The following is a 17,424-nucleotide window of genomic DNA, read 5'->3' as shown; positions in this document are numbered from 1 at the left end:
TTATTCTCCACCAATGGTCGCCGTCATGCGGATCTGGCGGTTGTCGCTCATTTCCAGATTCGACATCACCACAATCTGCGGCAATGAACGACGCAGGAAGCGAGAAAGCAGAGCCCGCAGCGCATGGTTAACCAGCAATACCGGCGGTGCATTCTGCATCTCCTGCTGGGCCAGTGCGGCCTGCGCCTGAGTCAGCAAGCGTTCTGCCAGACCAGGTTCCAGTCCACCGCCGCCCTGCAAGGCTTGCAGCAACAGTCGCTCGAGAGCAGTATCCAGCCCAATAACCTGAACCTCGGCGCTGCCCGGGAACCACTGCTGGGTAATGGCACGACCCAGCGCCACACGCACCACGGTGGTTAATTCAGTCGGATCGGTCTGGCTGGCGGCGTGCTCGGCCAGCGTTTCAATAATGGTGCGCATATCGCGAATTGAAACACGTTCAGCCAGCAGGTTCTGCAACACCTTATGCAAGGTGGTCAAGGTGACAACACCCGGCACAAAGTCTTCAGTCAGCTTCGGCAACTCTTTACTGACTCTGTTGAGCAGTTCCTGCGTTTCCTGACGGCCAAACAGATCCTGGGCATGCAGGCCAATCAGGTGATTAAGATGTGTGGCCACCACGGTACTGGCTTCCACCACGGTAAAGCCCTGGATTTGCGCCTGCTCACGCATTGCCGGTTCAATCCATACCGCAGCCAGTCCAAATGCCGGATCCTGAGTTTTCTCGCCAGGCAATTCACCAATGGCGTTACCCGGATTGATTGCCATCCAGCGGCCGGGATGGGCTTCACCGCTACCGATTTCGACTCCTTTCATCATGATACGATAGCCGGCTGGCGGCAGTTCGAGATTGTCACGAATATGGATCACCGGTGGCAAATAGCCCATTTCCTGGGCAAACTTTTTACGGATACTGCGAATACGACCAATCAGCTCGCCGTTTTGCTGATAATCCACCAATGGGATCAAGCGGTAACCCACTTCCATTCCTAATGGGTCTTCAAGCTGAACGTCGGACCAACTGGCTTCTACCAGCTGTTTGGTTTCATGGGTCTGCGGCGCTGCGGCGGGCACGGCACCGGCACGTTGCTCTTTGCCACGGATCCACCAGGCCAGCCCCAGCAATGCGGAAGTAAACAGCAGGAACACCAGATTAGGCATACCGGGTACCAGACCCAACATCCCGAGAACACCGGCACTGAGCATCATGACTCGCGGGTTTTTGAACAGTTGGGTAACCATCTGTTCGCCCACATCCTGTTCGGTCGCTACGCGGGTGACGATAACACCCGCCGCGGTAGAGATAACCAGCGCCGGGATCTGCGCGACCAGGCCATCACCAATGGTCAACAGCGTATAGCTTTCTGCCGCATGGCCCAACGCCATGCCATGCTGTGCCACACCGACGATCAAGCCACCCACTACGTTGATGATCATAATCATCAAACCGGCGACGGCATCACCGCGCACGAACTTGCTGGCACCGTCCATTGAGCCGTAAAAATCCGCTTCTTGCGTCACTTCGGAACGGCGCTTTTTGGCTTCATCTTCGCCAATCAGTCCGGCATTAAGGTCGGCATCGATAGCCATCTGTTTGCCGGGCATACCGTCAAGCACAAAGCGCGCACCAACTTCGGCGATACGCCCGGCACCCTTGGTGATAACCATAAAGTTGATCAGTACCAGGATGACGAAGACCACAATACCGATGGCAAAGTTACCGCCCACCAGGAAGTGGCCAAAAGCCTCAATAACCTGACCGGCAGCGCTTTCGCCGGTATGACCCTGCAACAGGATAATACGGGTAGAAGCTACGTTGAGCGACAGACGCAGCAAGGTAGAAAACAGCAAGATGGTGGGGAACGCCGCAAAATCGAGGGTTCGCTGGGTGAACATTGCCACCAGCAACACCATGATTGACAAGGCGATATTAAAGGTAAACAAAAGATCGAGAACAAAAGGCGGCAATGGCAATACCATCATCGACAATATCATCAGGATCAGGATAGGCCCGGCCAGCACCTGCCACTGTGTATCTTTAAAATTATTGGGTAAACGCAGCAGTTGGGCCAGGTTAGCCATCGTTTTCAATTTCTCCAGCAAAGTCCAGTGCTTCAGGCACCGGTAAACGTTCAGGTTTTTTAGGGAGTATGCCACCCTCGCGCTTCCAGCGCTTGAGTTGATATACCCACGCCAGCACTTCCGCTACCGCTGCATAGAGCGCGGCTGGGATCTGCTGACCAATTTCACTATGTCGATAAAGCGCACGGGCCAATGGCGGAGCCTCGAGCATTGGAATTCGGTTTTCTTCGCCCAGTTTGCGGATATGCAGCGCCACATTGCCCGCCCCTTTGGCCAGTACCTTTGGCGCACTCATTTTGCTTTCGCTATATTGCAGGGCGACGGCGTAATGGGTCGGGTTGGTGACGATAACATCGGCTTTGGGAACATCGGACATCATGCGCCGTTTGGCCATCGCGCGTTGCCGTTGGCGGATACGGGCCTTAACCTGCGGATCCCCTTCCTGGCTTTTATGCTCGTCGCGTACATCCTGTTTGCTCATGCGCAGTTTTTTGGTGTTGCTAAAGATCTGCCAGAACACATCGAAACCCACCATCGGCACCAGACCGAGTACCACTAAAATACCGGAAAAAGCGATCATGTTCAGCGCTTCAGCAACGGCCGGAATAGTCGGTTGCGCAATCAGCAACAGCATTTGCGGCCACTTATGCCACAAATAAAGGCCACATACCCAACCGACAATCACCGCTTTCAATACGGCTTTAAGCAACTCGGCCAACACCTGCATAGAGAACATGCGTCCTAAGCCGGCAATCGGGTTCATACGACCAAAGTTGGGGGCAAAAGACTGGGTGCTAAAGTTGAGCCCCCCCAGCAGCAGCGGTGCCGTTAACGCCACCAGGATCATACCGCCGATCATCGGCAACATGGCCCAAATCGCCTGGCCGAGTAATGAGGCTATCTGCTGCAACATCTGCTGGTCGTTACTGACCACATTGTGGTCAAAATTCAGCCCCTGACTGATCATCACACCCAGCTTGCGCGCGATCGATTCGCCGGACATCCACAGCAGGCACAGACCCGCCAGCAACATTAAAATTGAGGTCAATTCACGCGAACGGGGAATTTGCCCCTCTTCACGGGCTTTTTCAAGCTTGTGGGTTGTGGGGGCCTCGCTTTTTTCGAGATCGCTTTCTTCAGCCACCGGCAGTATTCCTGTTCGCTATAAATGTCGATCGGCAAGCGCCATCAAAACAGAGGCAAGTACCACAGGTATAGCATGACAAAAACCCGGAAGTCTCATAGGAGGAAAAGAAGGGAAAAGACGCGGCTATTTGTGCAATAGCCGCATTAGAAAGGTATTTCTTGGCGATTGACGCCGGGATAACAGTACCACATCAATAAAGCAGTACCGTTTAGAAGCCCAGGCTGTCCAGCAGATCGTCGACCTGTGCCTGACTGGCCACCACGCCAACACCGTTGGTGTCGAGTTGTGGACCGTTAAGCAGGCTTTCATTCTCGCGTTTCACTTTCACAGGCTGTTCAGGAATATTTTCCATCAGCACCATCAGCAGCTGATTTTCAATTTCCTGTACCACGGTCATCATACGTTTGATCACCTGACCGGTCAGATCCTGGAAATCCTGCGCCATCATGATTTCCAACAACTGGGCGTTGGTAAAGGAGGTATGATCCGGGACGTCACCCAGGTACTGGCGCGTATCCGTCACCAGTTCACGGGCATCAGCCAACTCGATAGGATTGGCAAACCACTCATCCCAGCGTTTGCTCAGTTTTTTAGCACCAGATTCCAGCTTATTCTGACGGGGCTGCGCTGCTTCTACACAGTTAAGCGCACGTTCAGCGGCCTGGGCCGTCATGGTGACGACATAATCCAGACGGTCACGCGCGTCCGGAATGGCCTCCGCGGCTTGTGCAATCGCCTGATCGAGGCCAAGTTCGCGCATGCTGTCACGCAGCATACGGGTAAGTTGACCAATTCGGGCGATGATTTCGCCCGCTGCTGCCGCATCATTTGCGGGCATACGTATCTCTGCCATATTCGCTCCTACATGCCCAGTTTTTCGAATATTTTACCCAGTTTTTCTTCAAGGGTTGCCGCAGTAAAAGGTTTTACTACGTAACCGCTGGCACCAGCTTGCGCGGCGGCCACGATGTTTTCTTTTTTTGCTTCGGCGGTAACCATCAGCACCGGCAGTTTGCTCAATGCTGCATCGGCACGGATAGTTTGCAGCAGCTGCAGACCGTCCATATTAGGCATGTTCCAGTCGGAGACCACGAAGTCAAACCCACCAGCACGCAGTTTGTTCATGGCATCGACGCCATCTTCCGCTTCTTCCACGTTATTGAAGCCCAACTCTTTAAGCAGGTTTCTCACGATGCGGCGCATAGTAGAAAAATCATCCACTACCAGGAATCTGAGATTTGTATCGGCCATTTTTACTATTACTCCTAAGGTTCTTGTTCTTGCCCAGTGCAGGGAATCAAGTTACTGATAAATTAAATACGTAAAGCCTGTCCGGCTGATATTTGTGCCAGCATACGCTGGCTGATTTGGCTGAGATCCACCACTTCATTCACTCCGCCGGTGGCAATTGCCTCGCGAGGCATACCAAACACCACACAGCTGGCTTCATTTTGTGCCAGGGTATAAGCCCCGGCCTGGTGCATCTCCAGCATGCCGGCAGCGCCGTCATTGCCCATTCCCGTCAGGATCACCCCGACGGCATTGCGTCCAGCGAACTTCGCAACTGAACGGAATAACACGTCAACCGAAGGACGGTGGCGGTTCACCGGCGGTCCATCGTTTAACTTGACCTGATAGTTTGCGCCGCTGCGCACCAGCTCCATATGTCTGTCACCTGGCGCAATATAGGCATGGCCCGGTAACACACGTTCACCGTCTTCCGCTTCTTTCACGGTGATCTGACAAAGTTTGTTCAGCCGTTCAGCAAAAGAACGGGTAAAACCCGGCGGCATATGCTGAGTGATCATTAGCGCCGGGCAGGTTGGCGGTAATGGCTGCAACACATGACGGATGGCTTCCGTACCGCCGGTCGACGAACCTATGGCAATCAGTTTTTCACTACTGAGCAAAGGTGCGTGACTTAAGATCCGCGGCTGCGACTGATCCAGAGGTTTATTTAACCGCGCCTTGGAGGCGGTCCGGATTTTATCGGCGATCAACTCGCTATACGCCAGCATCCCCTCGCGGATACCCAACTGTGGCTTGGTAACAAAATCTATTGCTCCCAACTCCAACGCCCGCAGCGTAATTTCCGAGCCCTTACCGGTAAGTGATGACACCATCACCACCGGCATAGGCCGCAGTCTCATCAACTTCTCAAGAAAATCGAGACCATCCATGCGTGGCATTTCAACATCCAAGGTCAGAACTTCCGGATTAAATTTCTTAATCAAATCACGGGCAACCAAAGGGTCTGGTGCAGTAGCGACCATTTCCATATCGCTATGGCTGTTAATGATTTCGGTCATCAACTGACGCATCAACGCCGAGTCATCGACGCTTAACACTCTGATTTTGCTCATTACTTCTCCTTAGCCAATCCATATACTGTCTGGCCGCGCAAATAGAATTCCCGGCTGATTTGACTAAAGTTCTCTGAATGTCCAGCAAACATTAATCCACCTGGTTTAAGCAACGGAACAAAACGGCGCAGGATCTTTTCCTGGGTTTCTTTATCAAAATAAATCATCACATTACGGCAAAAGATGGCATCAAAGGGTCCATTAAGCTGCCATTGATGTGCCAGTAAATTTAGCTGCTGAAACTGCACCATCGCCGCCAGCTCTGGTCTGACACGCACCAGACCGCCATGAGGGCCGGTCCCTTTCAGAAAGAACTTCTGCATCTGCTGGGCACTCAAGGTACGCAGCTCTTCCTGGCGATAAACACCGGCGGTGGCTTTCTCAAGCACCTGAGTATCAATATCGCTGGCAGTGATCTTGCACGACGACATCTTGGGTCCCAGCGTTTCACTGAGCGTCATGGCGATGGAATAAGGCTCTTCACCGGTCGAAGCTGCCGTACTCCACACGCTATAACCATTAGGCCGCGAGCGCGCGTGCTCAGCCAAAATCGGAAAGTGGTGAGCTTCACGAAAAAATGCCGTCAGATTGGTGGTCAACGCATTGATAAAGGCCTGCCACTCTGCGCTGCTGGTATCGTTCTCCAACAGTGCGATGTAATGGCCAAAATCATGAATATTAAGCAATCTTAATCGGCGAACCAAACGGTTATACACCATCTCACGTTTATGGTCGGCAAGGACAATACCGGCGCGCTGATAAATCAGCTCACTGAGACGCCGAAAATGCGTATCGGAGAGCGGCAAACGCTGGATCATCTGAGCCATGATCGAGGTACTTTCAAGACTCGAGTTTGGAGTCGTCATTTTGAGGCTCCTGTAAACAGACAGACAGTATTATGTTTATCCAATTGCTTATTCCTTTTATGTCACATCTGCGTCAGAGGTCTTTGCGTGCCGGATCGTCTGAGCATTTTGTGATTGGCCCACTGCCCTGTAAATCAGGTTGTTGTCCCCTTTATCGGTGCCAACACCTGTCTGCAATTTCCATTTCATCTGCCGATTAAAAGGTTTCCCAGCCACCTGACGATTCACTGCGGTCACCTGCAGCCAATGCCGTTTGTCTTGGAGTGAAAGCGACCGCACCCGCCGCTGCCCTGGCCTGGTACTGCCCGCTCCGTCGCGGTGAAGAGGGTTCTGCTGCCAGTTGAAATACCGCAACAGCTTCCGTTAACCGCAATGACTGTTCTTCCAGAGACAGGGTCGCGGCGGCCGCTTGCTGAACCAATGCGGCATTTTGCTGCGTTACCTGATCCATTTGCGTCACTGCCAGCGATACCTGTTCGATACCCTGACTTTGTTCAGCTGACGCCGAGGCAATTTCCCCCATAATGTCGCTGACTCGTGTTACCGCACGGACAATGTCATCCATGGTACTTCCCGCAGAGGTCACTAATACCGTCCCTTGCGTAACTCGACTGACAGACTCGTCAATCAGTTCTTTAATTTCTTTGGCTGCCTGGGCGCTGCGCTGCGCCAGGGTACGTACTTCACCGGCGACCACGGCAAACCCGCGGCCTTGTTCACCGGCCCTTGCCGCCTCGACTGCCGCATTGAGCGCCAGAATATTGGTCTGGAAGGCGATACCATCAATCACACTGGTGATGGCACTGATTTTTTTGGAGCTACCGGCAATATCCTGCATGGTCTGCACCACGTTACCGGTGATCTCGCCGCCTTTACTGGCGGTGTTGGAGGCATCTTTTGCCAGCTGGGTGGCCTGACTGGCGTTCTCGGCATTCTGTTTCACCGTGGCGGTCAACTGCTCCATGCTGGCAGCGGTTTCTTCCAAAGAAGAGGCCTGCTGCTCAGTGCGCGCGGAAAGATCGTGGTTACCGGCAGAAATCTCTTTTAAGCCGTTGAACATCACATCTGCCCCCTGACGCACCGTACGTACTGTCGTTGCCAGCGAATGCTGCATCTGTTGCAGGCTGGCCAGCATCATTTTGATTTCGTAACGGCCCTCGGCAACAATTTCGCCTGAAATATCCCCGGCACCAATACGGTCGAAATGTTCACGCATGATATTCAATGGCTTAAACAGTATCCGCCGGATGATGGTAATAGCAATCGGCGTGATCAGCACTAATATTACAATCGCCACTATGGCTATCATCACCGCCTGCTGGTAGGCCATCTCGGTTTGCTGCCTGGCGTCGTTGAACTGACTGTCAATATGGGCAATAAACGCCAGATAACTTTGTTCAAATGCATCCTGATCCTGCTGCGCGCTGCCATTCAGAAAAGTGGTCAAATCACGATGACCCAGCACATCAATCAGGTTGGCCAACGTGGCATCGAGCTTGTCGAACAACACTTTGTTAGCTTGCGTCAACTCAATCCCCGCCTGACTTCTGCGCGGCAAATCGAGAAAGGCTTTATAGTAGCTATGGGCCAAAGTCAGACTTTTTCCGGCTTCTTGCAGCAACGGTGCGATATTTTCATCTGGCTGATTCAGGGCCAGCCGGGTTGAAGCCCGGTTAAGCGCATTACGCGTCTGAATCAAAGCGATCCAGCTTTTACTCAAATTTCCGCGTTGTTCACTGGCGTTAGTGACTAACGTCAGACTCTGATAATCCCTGTTTGATGAGAAAAGCGACAGTCCACTGCTCGCCAATTGCATAACAAAAAACACCAGCATCAACAGAAACAAACAGGTCGAAACGCGGATATTCTTAAACATTGATAAACCTCTTGGCGCCGGCTAAACCGGCGCACTATCACACCGGGTGAGCGGCGTTTGCTGGTGAAAAACGTTCCCCTGGGAGAGCGTTGCTATTTATCCAGCTCAGAAGGTTTCCCAATTTTCAGTCAAGCTACTTCCTGCGGCTTCTCCTTTCGGTCCGGAGATAGCTGGAGTCAGTAAAGGCGCTTGAACCGTGGACAAGAGTCTTCTTTGCTGGCTGTTATTATTATTTGATAGTGAAAACACAGCGACTGACTGCGTCAATAAGCTTGCCTGCTCTTCCAGAGCCGCAGAGGCGGAAGCGGACTCCTCAACCAACGAGGCGTTCTGCTGGGTCACACGGTCCATTTCGGTGATCGCCTGTGCTACCTGTTCAATACCGCGGCTTTGTTCATCAGATGCCGAGGTAATCTCCCCCATGATGTCGGTAACGCGAGTCACTGCACCGACCATATCTGTCATGGTTTCGCCGGCACTTTCTACCAGCACTGCCCCGGTATGGATCCTGCTTACCGAGTCTTCAATCAGGCTCTTAATCTCTTTGGCTGCCTGGGCACTGCGCTGTGCCAGACTGCGTACTTCGCCGGCAACTACCGCAAAACCTCGGCCTTGCTCACCGGCACGCGCTGCTTCAACGGCGGCGTTGAGGGCCAGAATATTGGTCTGGAAGGCAATACCGTCGATCACCCCGGTAATATCAGTAATTTTCTTCGAGCTGCTGGCGATTTCGTTCATGGTATTCACCACGTTCGCCACCACTTTGCCGCCCTTCTGTGCCGTTTCTGAGGCACTCAATGCCAGTTTGCTGGCCTGACGGGCATTTTCGGCGTTTTGTTTCACCGTGGCCGTCAGTTGCTCCATGCTTGCTGCCGTTTGTTCCAACGCGGAAGCCTGTTGCTCGGTACGCGAGGATAAGTCACTGTTACCGGCAGAAATTTCGCTGGCCCCGCTGTGGATCACTTCAGCACCGTGGCGAACTCCAGAGACGGTTTGTATCAATTCGCTTTGCATCTCTTTCAGACTATCGGCCAATTGGCCAATTTCATTACGGCTGGTGACAATTATTTCTTGTGTCAGGTCACCGGTAGCGATCTGTTTGATATGCAGCACCAGCCCTTCCAGCGGACGAACCAGCACTTTGCGCACGCCAATCCAGGCAATAGCGATAAACACCATGACCAGGGCAATAAGGATCCCCAGGGTCATCAGGGCCTGTTGATAAGCCGTGAGATTGCGCGCAACCGCCTGACCATTGATGCTGTCGCTCTCGGTATTGATGGTGTCATACACTTTCTGGAAGTCGTTCTGATAGCTCTGAGTCGGCTGTTCATAAAAATCATTGATACGGCCCAGGCCAATCAGTTCATGCAGCTCGTTTAAGGCACCGAACAGCACATCGTAAGTTTTCTTCAAGTCCGCCAGATTCTTGGCATCCTGTCCGACAACCACAGGTTCTTGTTGATATAGCGCGAAGTGTTTTGCCGCGGCATCAAGTTCAGTGCGCGCTGTGCCACGGAGTTCTTCTACCGTCGCCCCGCTGCCCATCTGATTGGCATCCAGCATAAAACGGATACCGGCACGGTTAAGATCATTGCGCGCCTGAAGCAACAAGGCCCAGGTTTGATTGAGTTCTGATTGTTGGTGTCGAATAATTTGCGCACTGGCAAAGTTGTCTTTGTCATTTTTCAGCGAGTTAAAGAACAGCCCACCGGATAGCAACTGTAATACACCGAATACAACGAGCAAGGTCACGACACCGGTGACCACTTTCATACGGTTAAACATGTTGTCCCTTTTTCTATTTGATTCATCTAGAAGAGTTATCGGCAGAGCGATGAATAACTTTATAAGTGAAATATCCGCGGTTTGGCCGTAGCGGCCGGGGGATGGCAAGCCATGGCTGATCAACCGTGGCGCGATGAAACAGGCAGTGCAAAAACGGGATCAACAGACAATAAAAAAGGCTGCGGGGTTGCCCGTAGCCTTTTATCACACTGCCGTTGCGGATAATGCAGATTACATCTTGGTGATGCTTTCCATCAGCGCCATTTCTTCGCTGCTTAGCAACTTCTCAATGTCGACCAGGATCAGCATACGATCCCCCAAAGAACCCAGCCCGGTGAGATACTCGGTAGACAGGGTGACGGCGAACTCTGGTGCAGGACGAATTTGATCCTGGATCAGTGACAACACGTCTGACACGCCATCAACCACAATACCCACTACGCGGTTTTCAAAGTTAAGCACGATCACCACGGTGTTTTCGTTATAGATCACATCTTCCTGGGCAAATTTCACCCGCAAGTCGAGGATCGGGACTATGACACCGCGAAGATTGGTTACGCCTTTGATAAACGCCGGGGTGTTGGCAATACGCGTTACCTGATCGTAACCGCGAATTTCCTGCACCTTGAGGATATCAATGCCGTACTCTTCATCACCCAGTGTAAAAATCAGAAATTCCTGACCCACTGTTTCACCTGCCATTTTAGACACGGATGCAAGTCCTGCCATATTGTTCACCTTTCAATCAATCGGCTTAAGATTTTCGTTGTTAAGCGGCAGTAGCGTCCACTGCCCGTTTATCCCGGTTGAGTGCCTGCAGTGCTGAAACATCAACAATCAGCGCAACGCTACCGTCACCTAAAATTGTTGCGGCAGAAATCCCCGGCACTTTGCGGTAATTGCTTTCCAGATTTTTCACCACTACCTGGTGCTGACCAATAAGCTGATCGACCAAGAGTGCGTAGCGGCGTCCTGCACTCTGCAATATCACTACAATACCTTGCGTGGCTTCGGTTTTCGCCTCAGTCACATCAAAGACTTGGAAGAGCTCTACCAGCGGCAGGTATTCACCCCGCACCTGGAGAACGCGTTCTCCGCCAGCCAGCGGATGCAGATCTTCAGACAGAGGCTGTAGAGATTCCATCACCGCGTTAAGCGGCAGGATAAACACCTCTTTACCCACTTTAACCGACATGCCATCGAGGATTGCCAGCGTTAACGGCAGCAAAATTCGAATAGTCGTGCCTTTACCCGCCTGGAAGTGGATTTCGACATGGCCACCCATTTCCTGGATATTACGTTTCACCACATCCATACCGACACCGCGACCCGAAACATCGGTCACTTTTTCGGCAGTGGAGAAGCCCGGCGCAAAGATCAACATGCCGACGTCTTCGTCGGAAATATTTTCGTTGACGTTCATGCCCTGGGAAATCGCCTTGGCGATAATGCGCTCGCGATTAAGCCCCGCACCATCATCAATTACTTCGATACAGATATTACCGCCCTGATGTTCCGCAGACAGCGTCAGGTTACCGACCGGATCCTTGCCATTGGCGATACGTACCTCAGGCAATTCCACGCCGTGATCGAGACTGTTGCGCACCAGGTGTGTCAACGGGTCAATAATGCGCTCAATCAGGCTCTTGTCGAGTTCGGTTGAGCTGCCAAGCAGGGTCAATTCGATCTGCTTGTTCAACTTGCTGGCCAGGTCACGTACCAGACGCGGGAAGCGGCTAAATACATACTCCATCGGCATCATACGGATGGACATTACCGATTCCTGCAAGTCGCGGGCATTACGTTCCAACTGACCCATGCTGTTGAGCAAATCGCTGTGGGCTACCGGATCCAGTTGATCGGAGCGCTGGGCCAGCATGGACTGAGTGATCACCAGTTCACCGACCAGGTTGATCAATTGGTCCACTTTTTCTACCGCAACGCGGATACTGGTAGACTCCGCCGCCTTGGCGCCACGCGCTTTCGGTGGTTCGCTGGCTGGCACGGCGGTCAAGACCGGTGCCGGGCGCGCTGCCACTTCAGGTGCCGGGGCGGCCGCAACAGCCTCGACTGGCGCAGCAGCTGCCACTACAGTTTCAGTGGGGACAGTTTCACTCTCGGCAGCGGCCGCAGCCCCTGGACGAGTAAAACTGATTTGGTCAGGTTCGAGCACAAAGCACAGTACGGCACTGATATCGTCTTCCGATACCGTGGTTAACAGCGTAACTTCAACGCTGCTGTCCGTCTGTACGGGATCGGTCACCTCACCAAGATTGCCCAATTCTTCGAGCATCAAGGGAATATCGGCCGTCTTCAGGCCTGATAAACGGATGCGGATCGAAGGTGAGCCACTGGCAGGTGCCTTGGCTGGGGTGTTAGTTGCACTTGCCGCGCTTGTAGCCACAACATGAAGATCCGGCGCTGACGCCGCATCCTTCTCTTGCTGGGCTTCAAGGGCAAGTTGTCTCAGGGCAGCGCAGATATACTGAAAGCTTTCCGCATCGGGAACCTGAGAAGATTTATAGGCGTCCAGTTGCTCCTGCATAATATCTTTGGTTTCCAAAAACAGGTTGATAATATCAGTGCTGAGGCTCATTTCCGCGCGTCGTGCACCATCCAGAAGGTTTTCCAGCAAGTGGGTGGTTTCTTGTAAAACCGTAAAACCAAAAGTCGCAGCACCGCCTTTAATTGAATGCGCAGCGCGAAATATCGCGTTTAGCTGTTCAATGTCTGGCGCCAGAGGATCAAGTAACAACAGATGCTGTTCCATGTCCGCCAACAGCTCATCGGCTTCATCGAAAAACGTTTGATAAAAATCACTAATGTCCATGCTCACGTGATCACCTCTGCTGTGAATCGCGGCTTGTCGATGAGGTCGGTGTGACCGTTACCGCAGCGCCGGCGGGTGCCGTTGTTGCTTTGTCTGCGCCTGGAGCTGCCGGTTTAGCAGCGACGGGCGTAGCCGGTTTCACTGGCTCATTCGTTGCTTGTTGTGGTGGTAACCGGTTTTGCACAACCGATCCTGAGGGTAAATCTGTCGATCCCTTCACCGGAGCAGCAGTCTTGCCGGTATCATTGGTAGTACTGTTTGTATTGCTGCTTCCGGTTGGTGCCATCTTTTTCAGCTCGCCAGCGTCATTGATAATGAGCGATTCGCCTTCACTGTTTTCACGTTCAATTGCTTCTTGTGCACTCTTGTTCAACACCAAAATACTGATACGACGGTTGATTGCATCATCTGTCGGATGGTCTTTGAGCATCATGGTCGAGCCCATGCCCATCACGCGGATCACTTTGCCATCACTAAGTCCACCGCTGGTCATTTCCCGCCGCGATGCGTTGGCACGGTCGGTTGACAACTCCCAGTTGCTGTAACCTCGTTCACCCGTGGCATAGGGCATATCATCGGTATGGCCCGCCAGGCTGATTTTATTGGGAAACGCATCAAGAATCGGCGCTATGGCGCGTAAAATATCGCGCATATAAGGCTCAACGTTGGCGCTGCCGAGCTGAAACATCGGGCGATTCTTGCTGTCGATAATCTGGATCCGTAACCCCTGTTCCGTCAGGTTAATCATCAGGTGTGGACGCAATGCCCGTAAACGCGGGTCGGAGGCCAACATCTGTTCCAACTGATCCTTAAGCCGCTGCAATTCACGGGATTCTTTTACTTCGCCCTCTGCAGCAATGGCTTTATGTATTTCCCCCTCCTTCATGGTGGGATCTGCTCCTCCCCCCGGGATTGGGTTGGTTGCATCGCTGGTATGCTTGCCAGGGTTGATGGCCACGGCCAGCGGGGTACGAAAATACTCGGCTATCTGGACCAACTGTTTAGGGTTGGATATCGCAATCAGCCACATCACCAGAAAGAAAGCCATCATCGCTGTCATAAAGTCGGCATAAGCGATTTTCCATGAACCACCGTGATGTCCGCCATGACCATGCTTCTTTTTGCGTACGACAATAATCGGGTGGCTTTGGTGCTTCATACTTTTTCTTCTTGCTTGTTCGATGATTTAGCCTGGCGAACATGCTCTTCCAATTCCACAAAGGTCGGACGTTCACTGGTATAAAGCGTTTTACGGCCAAACTCGACGGCAATCTGTGGTGCATAGCCATTCAAGCTAGATAACAATGTCACTTTGATGCACTGCATCATTTTGGTATTTTCGGCACATTTCTGACGCAACACGGCGGCCAGCGGTGAGACAAAGCCGTATGCCAGCAATATCCCGAGAAAAGTACCGACCATGGCATGGGCAATCAAGGAGCCCAATTCGGCTGCTGGACGGTCTGCGGCACCGAGCGTATGAACGATCCCCATAACAGCCGAAACAATCCCGAAAGCAGGAAGTGAATCGCCCAGCAATTGCACGCTGCCGGCCGGTACTTCGCTTTCACTTTCGAAGGTTTCGATCTCTTCGTCCATCAGGGCTTCGATTTCAAAGGCATTCATATTTCCGCTCACCATCAACCGCAAATAGTCGGTAATAAACTCTACTATCTGTTTATCGGCAACAATGCGCGGATAATTAGCAAAAATATCGCTTTCCTTTGGATTATCGATATCATTTTCCAAAGACAGCATGCCCTGTTGACGCGACTTCGCCAGTAAGCGATAAAGCAGCGCCATCAAATCCATATACAACGCTTTGTTGTAGCGAGACCCGCGAAACAATGTCGGCAGCGCGCGCAGCGTTGATTTAATCGCTTTACCGTTGTTACCGACGATAAAGGCACCGATACCTGCACCAGCGATAGTCAGCAGTTCGGCCGGTTGATACAACGCGCCCATTTCGCCACCAACCATCAAGTAGCCGCCGATTACCGCCCCTGTGACCACGATATAGCCAATTAGTACTAACACGTTAATTCCTTAATTCGATGTGGTTGTAGGGCCAGGAAGACATGCGGAGTGATTAGGTGAAAACCCAGGTTAATCAACCGGGAAACCTATGGATGCTGGAAGGATAGTGAGTGGTGTGACCACCACTCAGGATATCAGTTTTACCGCCAACATCATCTCAGACCGCAAGCTTGACCTGTTCGTCCAGCTCTTGAGATGTAATATCGGCAACTTGCGGGGAAAGTTTACGTTTTTTTACCGCTCGCGATGGCGGCTGGCAAAGACTACAAACAAATCCGTGACGTGGTTGATGGGCGTGAGTAATAAATGAGCCATCACAGCAGTTACAAGACGAAAGTTGCAACATACCACTGTCAACAAAGCGAACTAATGTCCATGCTCGAGTCAAGGCCAGGATTGGCGGTTGACCGGGTTCTTCAGGGCATTGCTCAAGATAGAGACGGTAAGCCTTGATAACCGCCTCTACACCGTTGCAATGGCCTGTTTTCATTAAAAAGGAGTAGGCATTAAAAAACATCGACGAGTGAATGTTCTGTTCCCAGGTCATAAACCAGTCTGTGGAGAAGGGAAGCATCCCTTTAGGTGGCGGACTGCCACGCAACTCCTTGTATAGCTTGATCAGACGACCGCGACTCAGTTGCGTTTCACACTCCAGCATTTGCAAACGCGCGCCGAGTGTAATCAGCTCCATTGCCAACTGAATATCTCTCGCTTCCTGAACAATACTTTTTTCAGCCATAGTCAGGCCCTTTTCTTCGGTGCGCTAACGCCTTTTGCTGAAAGCCCTTTCAGCAGATGACTGGATAACAGGATACCGGTGTGGATCTGTTGCAGGTCATCAACACGAGATTCCTGAGTAAGACGCTCAATGGTCTTATGGTCGTCAAAACGAAACTGACACAAGAGCTGATTGGTTTCAGCTAGTTTGACCATCTGTGGCAGCGTCAACTGGCCGAGCGTATCAACCATGACGTCATCAATCCCCAACCGAAACATGGCAGAGGCTTTATCGTCATTAATTAAACGTTGTGCCAGCAGTAAATATGACAAGTTGATATCATAAATATGTTTAAGCAATTCAGACATTCTTCATTACCCCATACCGACAGCTATGTGTTGCATAGCTGGTTGATAGAAAAATTCCTTGTTATAGGTCTCAAAACCAAAATAATCAGGATATTTTATGACTATCAAAACAATTGGTTCACTGGATGAGAAATATAATCTTGCTCGGTCAGTCTCGCTGCTCGATGCAGAGTTCTATTCAACACCAATACAAATTTGTTCCTGATGTAAACTACCAAAAGTAGAACAATTTCACTGCTAACTAAATTTAAGAATTAATCAATTGTGCGGTGCAGGCAGGGTCCGTTGCTTACTTCACGCTCCACTCTATGAAACGCTTTCACATACATTATTAGGATTAATCTTAGGACGAAGCAACTCTACCCCTTAACCATTCATACATACAATCTGACCCGTACTGCATTTTAAGCGAAATGTGATGCAAGTCACAAAAATAAAATTTATTTAAGCACAGAAAGCGTAAATTTCCTTAAAAACACGCACAAAATTTAAGCAAAAGTAAAAATCCGTCTTAAAAAGCCATTGCGAAACCCAAATTCATGCCTATTTTAGAACATTTTCAACAAAGCTCGACTTATCAACGATTTCCGTATAAAAGATCGTTTAAAAGCATAATTGCTAGTATAAAAATCTGATTTATCAAGAATAAAAAGCATAAGAAAAAATGAGAAACAACTGTAAGGATTGAGTTAAGGAAAACGAATTTGACTTAGGAGTGAGAAACCTACAAGGCGGTTAAAGTAGGTTTTAGGTTATGTCTAGCAGTTTTGAATGGTGGAAAAGACAAGAGGTGTTACTAAATGTGAGGATGAAACAATGCCTCCAGTCGGCTGACAGGAAACATAAACATTACTGTTGAAAGGATGGACCAGAAGTTGCTTGGGTAACTATCGGCGAAACTGGGGAAAACTTTAGGGTTGGCAGCTAAAAAATTTGAGAACAGTCACAATCGAAAATTTTAAGCGTGTTGAGCTGATAATCAGATAAAAAGCAGCATAAACCACCTTTTTTTATATTTTTGACAACCCACTTTAACTAATTGGCAATTATAATTATTGATCTTTCATGGTTATAAGATGAATCTTTAGTGACAAATATAAGAAAGAAGAGTCGTAAGGACCGAATGTATAAAATAGTGAGCAGGGAAAAATAAGTTAAAAACGGTGAGTAATAAATAAACAATTCATTATTGAAATGAGAGATAATTGCATTCCTGGCAGATAATATCAGGGTTCTATCGCCTTTTTATTTACCCGCTCTACACGCAGAATTGGCCTTTTTGTTTGTATTTCCGGAAGTTGGCTAAAAAAAACGCCGTCAGCAAGCAAATGACGGCGTTTTTCGTGCTC

General features: G+C 50.7%; 14 protein-coding genes. All 14 read right to left on the bottom strand.

The window, feature by feature from the left end; all coding sequences use genetic code 11:
• Nucleotides 1-2,082 (bottom strand): flagellar biosynthesis protein FlhA, encoded by a 2,082-nt coding sequence (gene flhA, locus GW590_RS14320; protein WP_169403725.1) that lies wholly within the window; start codon nucleotides 2,080-2,082, stop codon nucleotides 1-3.
• Complete coding sequence (flhB, locus tag GW590_RS14315) at nucleotides 2,075-3,226, bottom strand: flagellar biosynthesis protein FlhB (protein ID WP_169403724.1); 1,152 nt, start codon at nucleotides 3,224-3,226, stop codon at nucleotides 2,075-2,077. The genes flhA and flhB overlap by 8 nt, the downstream gene beginning before the upstream one ends.
• A gap of 211 nt (nucleotides 3,227-3,437) precedes the next feature.
• On the bottom strand, nucleotides 3,438-4,082 hold the full coding sequence (cheZ, locus tag GW590_RS14310; RefSeq protein WP_169403723.1) for a protein phosphatase CheZ: 645 nt from the start codon (nucleotides 4,080-4,082) through the stop codon (nucleotides 3,438-3,440).
• A gap of 8 nt (nucleotides 4,083-4,090) precedes the next feature.
• Nucleotides 4,091-4,480 carry a chemotaxis response regulator CheY gene (gene cheY, locus GW590_RS14305; protein ID WP_169403722.1) on the bottom strand — a complete coding sequence of 130 codons (390 nt, stop codon included), beginning with the start codon at nucleotides 4,478-4,480 and terminating at the stop codon, nucleotides 4,091-4,093.
• A gap of 62 nt (nucleotides 4,481-4,542) precedes the next feature.
• Complete coding sequence (locus tag GW590_RS14300) at nucleotides 4,543-5,592, bottom strand: protein-glutamate methylesterase/protein-glutamine glutaminase (RefSeq protein WP_169403721.1); 1,050 nt, start codon at nucleotides 5,590-5,592, stop codon at nucleotides 4,543-4,545.
• Nucleotides 5,592-6,458 carry a protein-glutamate O-methyltransferase CheR gene (gene cheR / locus GW590_RS14295; protein WP_169403720.1) on the bottom strand — a complete coding sequence of 289 codons (867 nt, stop codon included), beginning with the start codon at nucleotides 6,456-6,458 and terminating at the stop codon, nucleotides 5,592-5,594. The genes GW590_RS14300 and cheR overlap by 1 nt, the downstream gene beginning before the upstream one ends.
• A 196-nt stretch (nucleotides 6,459-6,654) precedes the next feature.
• The gene (locus GW590_RS14290; RefSeq protein WP_169403719.1) at nucleotides 6,655-8,334 is read right to left on the bottom strand and encodes a methyl-accepting chemotaxis protein; all 1,680 of its coding nucleotides are present in this window, start codon (nucleotides 8,332-8,334) and stop codon (nucleotides 6,655-6,657) included.
• A 105-nt stretch (nucleotides 8,335-8,439) separates the two neighbouring features.
• The gene (locus GW590_RS14285) at nucleotides 8,440-10,122 is read right to left on the bottom strand and encodes a methyl-accepting chemotaxis protein (RefSeq protein ID WP_169403718.1); all 1,683 of its coding nucleotides are present in this window, start codon (nucleotides 10,120-10,122) and stop codon (nucleotides 8,440-8,442) included.
• 231 nt (nucleotides 10,123-10,353) lie between these two features.
• Nucleotides 10,354-10,851: a chemotaxis protein CheW gene (gene cheW, locus GW590_RS14280; RefSeq protein WP_169403717.1), complete on the bottom strand. Its 498-nt coding sequence runs from the start codon at nucleotides 10,849-10,851 to the stop codon at nucleotides 10,354-10,356.
• Between the two features lie 40 nt (nucleotides 10,852-10,891).
• Nucleotides 10,892-12,952, bottom strand: a complete 2,061-nt coding sequence (gene cheA, locus GW590_RS14275) for a chemotaxis protein CheA (protein ID WP_211186789.1) — start codon at nucleotides 12,950-12,952, stop codon at nucleotides 10,892-10,894.
• A 10-nt stretch (nucleotides 12,953-12,962) separates the two neighbouring features.
• Nucleotides 12,963-14,111 (bottom strand): flagellar motor protein MotB, encoded by a 1,149-nt coding sequence (gene motB, locus GW590_RS14270; protein ID WP_169403715.1) that lies wholly within the window; start codon nucleotides 14,109-14,111, stop codon nucleotides 12,963-12,965.
• Nucleotides 14,108-14,989, bottom strand: a complete 882-nt coding sequence (gene motA / locus GW590_RS14265; protein ID WP_169403714.1) for a flagellar motor stator protein MotA — start codon at nucleotides 14,987-14,989, stop codon at nucleotides 14,108-14,110. The genes motB and motA overlap by 4 nt, the downstream gene beginning before the upstream one ends.
• Nucleotides 14,990-15,146: 157 nt before the next feature.
• The gene (flhC, locus tag GW590_RS14260) at nucleotides 15,147-15,728 is read right to left on the bottom strand and encodes a flagellar transcriptional regulator FlhC (RefSeq protein ID WP_169403713.1); all 582 of its coding nucleotides are present in this window, start codon (nucleotides 15,726-15,728) and stop codon (nucleotides 15,147-15,149) included.
• Nucleotides 15,729-15,730: 2 nt separating this feature from the next.
• Nucleotides 15,731-16,075, bottom strand: coding sequence for a flagellar transcriptional regulator FlhD (gene flhD / locus GW590_RS14255; protein WP_169403712.1), 345 nt, complete (start codon nucleotides 16,073-16,075; stop codon nucleotides 15,731-15,733).
• Nucleotides 16,076-17,424 lie beyond the last annotated feature (1,349 nt).

The sequence above is a fragment of the Rouxiella aceris genome (assembly GCF_012933545.1).
Classification (GTDB): Bacteria; Pseudomonadota; Gammaproteobacteria; order Enterobacterales; family Enterobacteriaceae; genus Rouxiella; species Rouxiella aceris.
The sequence above is the reverse complement of the archived record's forward strand: the minus strand, read 5'-3'. Positions and strand labels throughout refer to the sequence as shown.

Excerpts from the sequence above, each read along its gene's own strand:
- flhA (WP_169403725.1), bottom strand. The coding sequence starts at position 2,082 with ATGGCTAACCTGGCCCAACTGCTGCGTTTACCCAATAATTTTAAAGAT.
- cheZ (WP_169403723.1), bottom strand. The coding sequence starts at position 4,082 with ATGGCAGAGATACGTATGCCCGCAAATGATGCGGCAGCAGCGGGCGAA.
- cheY (WP_169403722.1), bottom strand. The coding sequence starts at position 4,480 with ATGGCCGATACAAATCTCAGATTCCTGGTAGTGGATGATTTTTCTACT.
- GW590_RS14300 (WP_169403721.1), bottom strand. The coding sequence starts at position 5,592 with ATGAGCAAAATCAGAGTGTTAAGCGTCGATGACTCGGCGTTGATGCGT.
- cheR (WP_169403720.1), bottom strand. The coding sequence starts at position 6,458 with ATGACGACTCCAAACTCGAGTCTTGAAAGTACCTCGATCATGGCTCAG.
- GW590_RS14290 (WP_169403719.1), bottom strand. The coding sequence starts at position 8,334 with ATGTTTAAGAATATCCGCGTTTCGACCTGTTTGTTTCTGTTGATGCTG.
- GW590_RS14285 (WP_169403718.1), bottom strand. The coding sequence starts at position 10,122 with ATGTTTAACCGTATGAAAGTGGTCACCGGTGTCGTGACCTTGCTCGTT.
- cheW (WP_169403717.1), bottom strand. The coding sequence starts at position 10,851 with ATGGCAGGACTTGCATCCGTGTCTAAAATGGCAGGTGAAACAGTGGGT.
- cheA (WP_211186789.1), bottom strand. The coding sequence starts at position 12,952 with ATGGACATTAGTGATTTTTATCAAACGTTTTTCGATGAAGCCGATGAG.
- motB (WP_169403715.1), bottom strand. The coding sequence starts at position 14,111 with ATGAAGCACCAAAGCCACCCGATTATTGTCGTACGCAAAAAGAAGCAT.
- flhC (WP_169403713.1), bottom strand. The coding sequence starts at position 15,728 with ATGGCTGAAAAAAGTATTGTTCAGGAAGCGAGAGATATTCAGTTGGCA.
- flhD (WP_169403712.1), bottom strand. The coding sequence starts at position 16,075 with ATGTCTGAATTGCTTAAACATATTTATGATATCAACTTGTCATATTTA.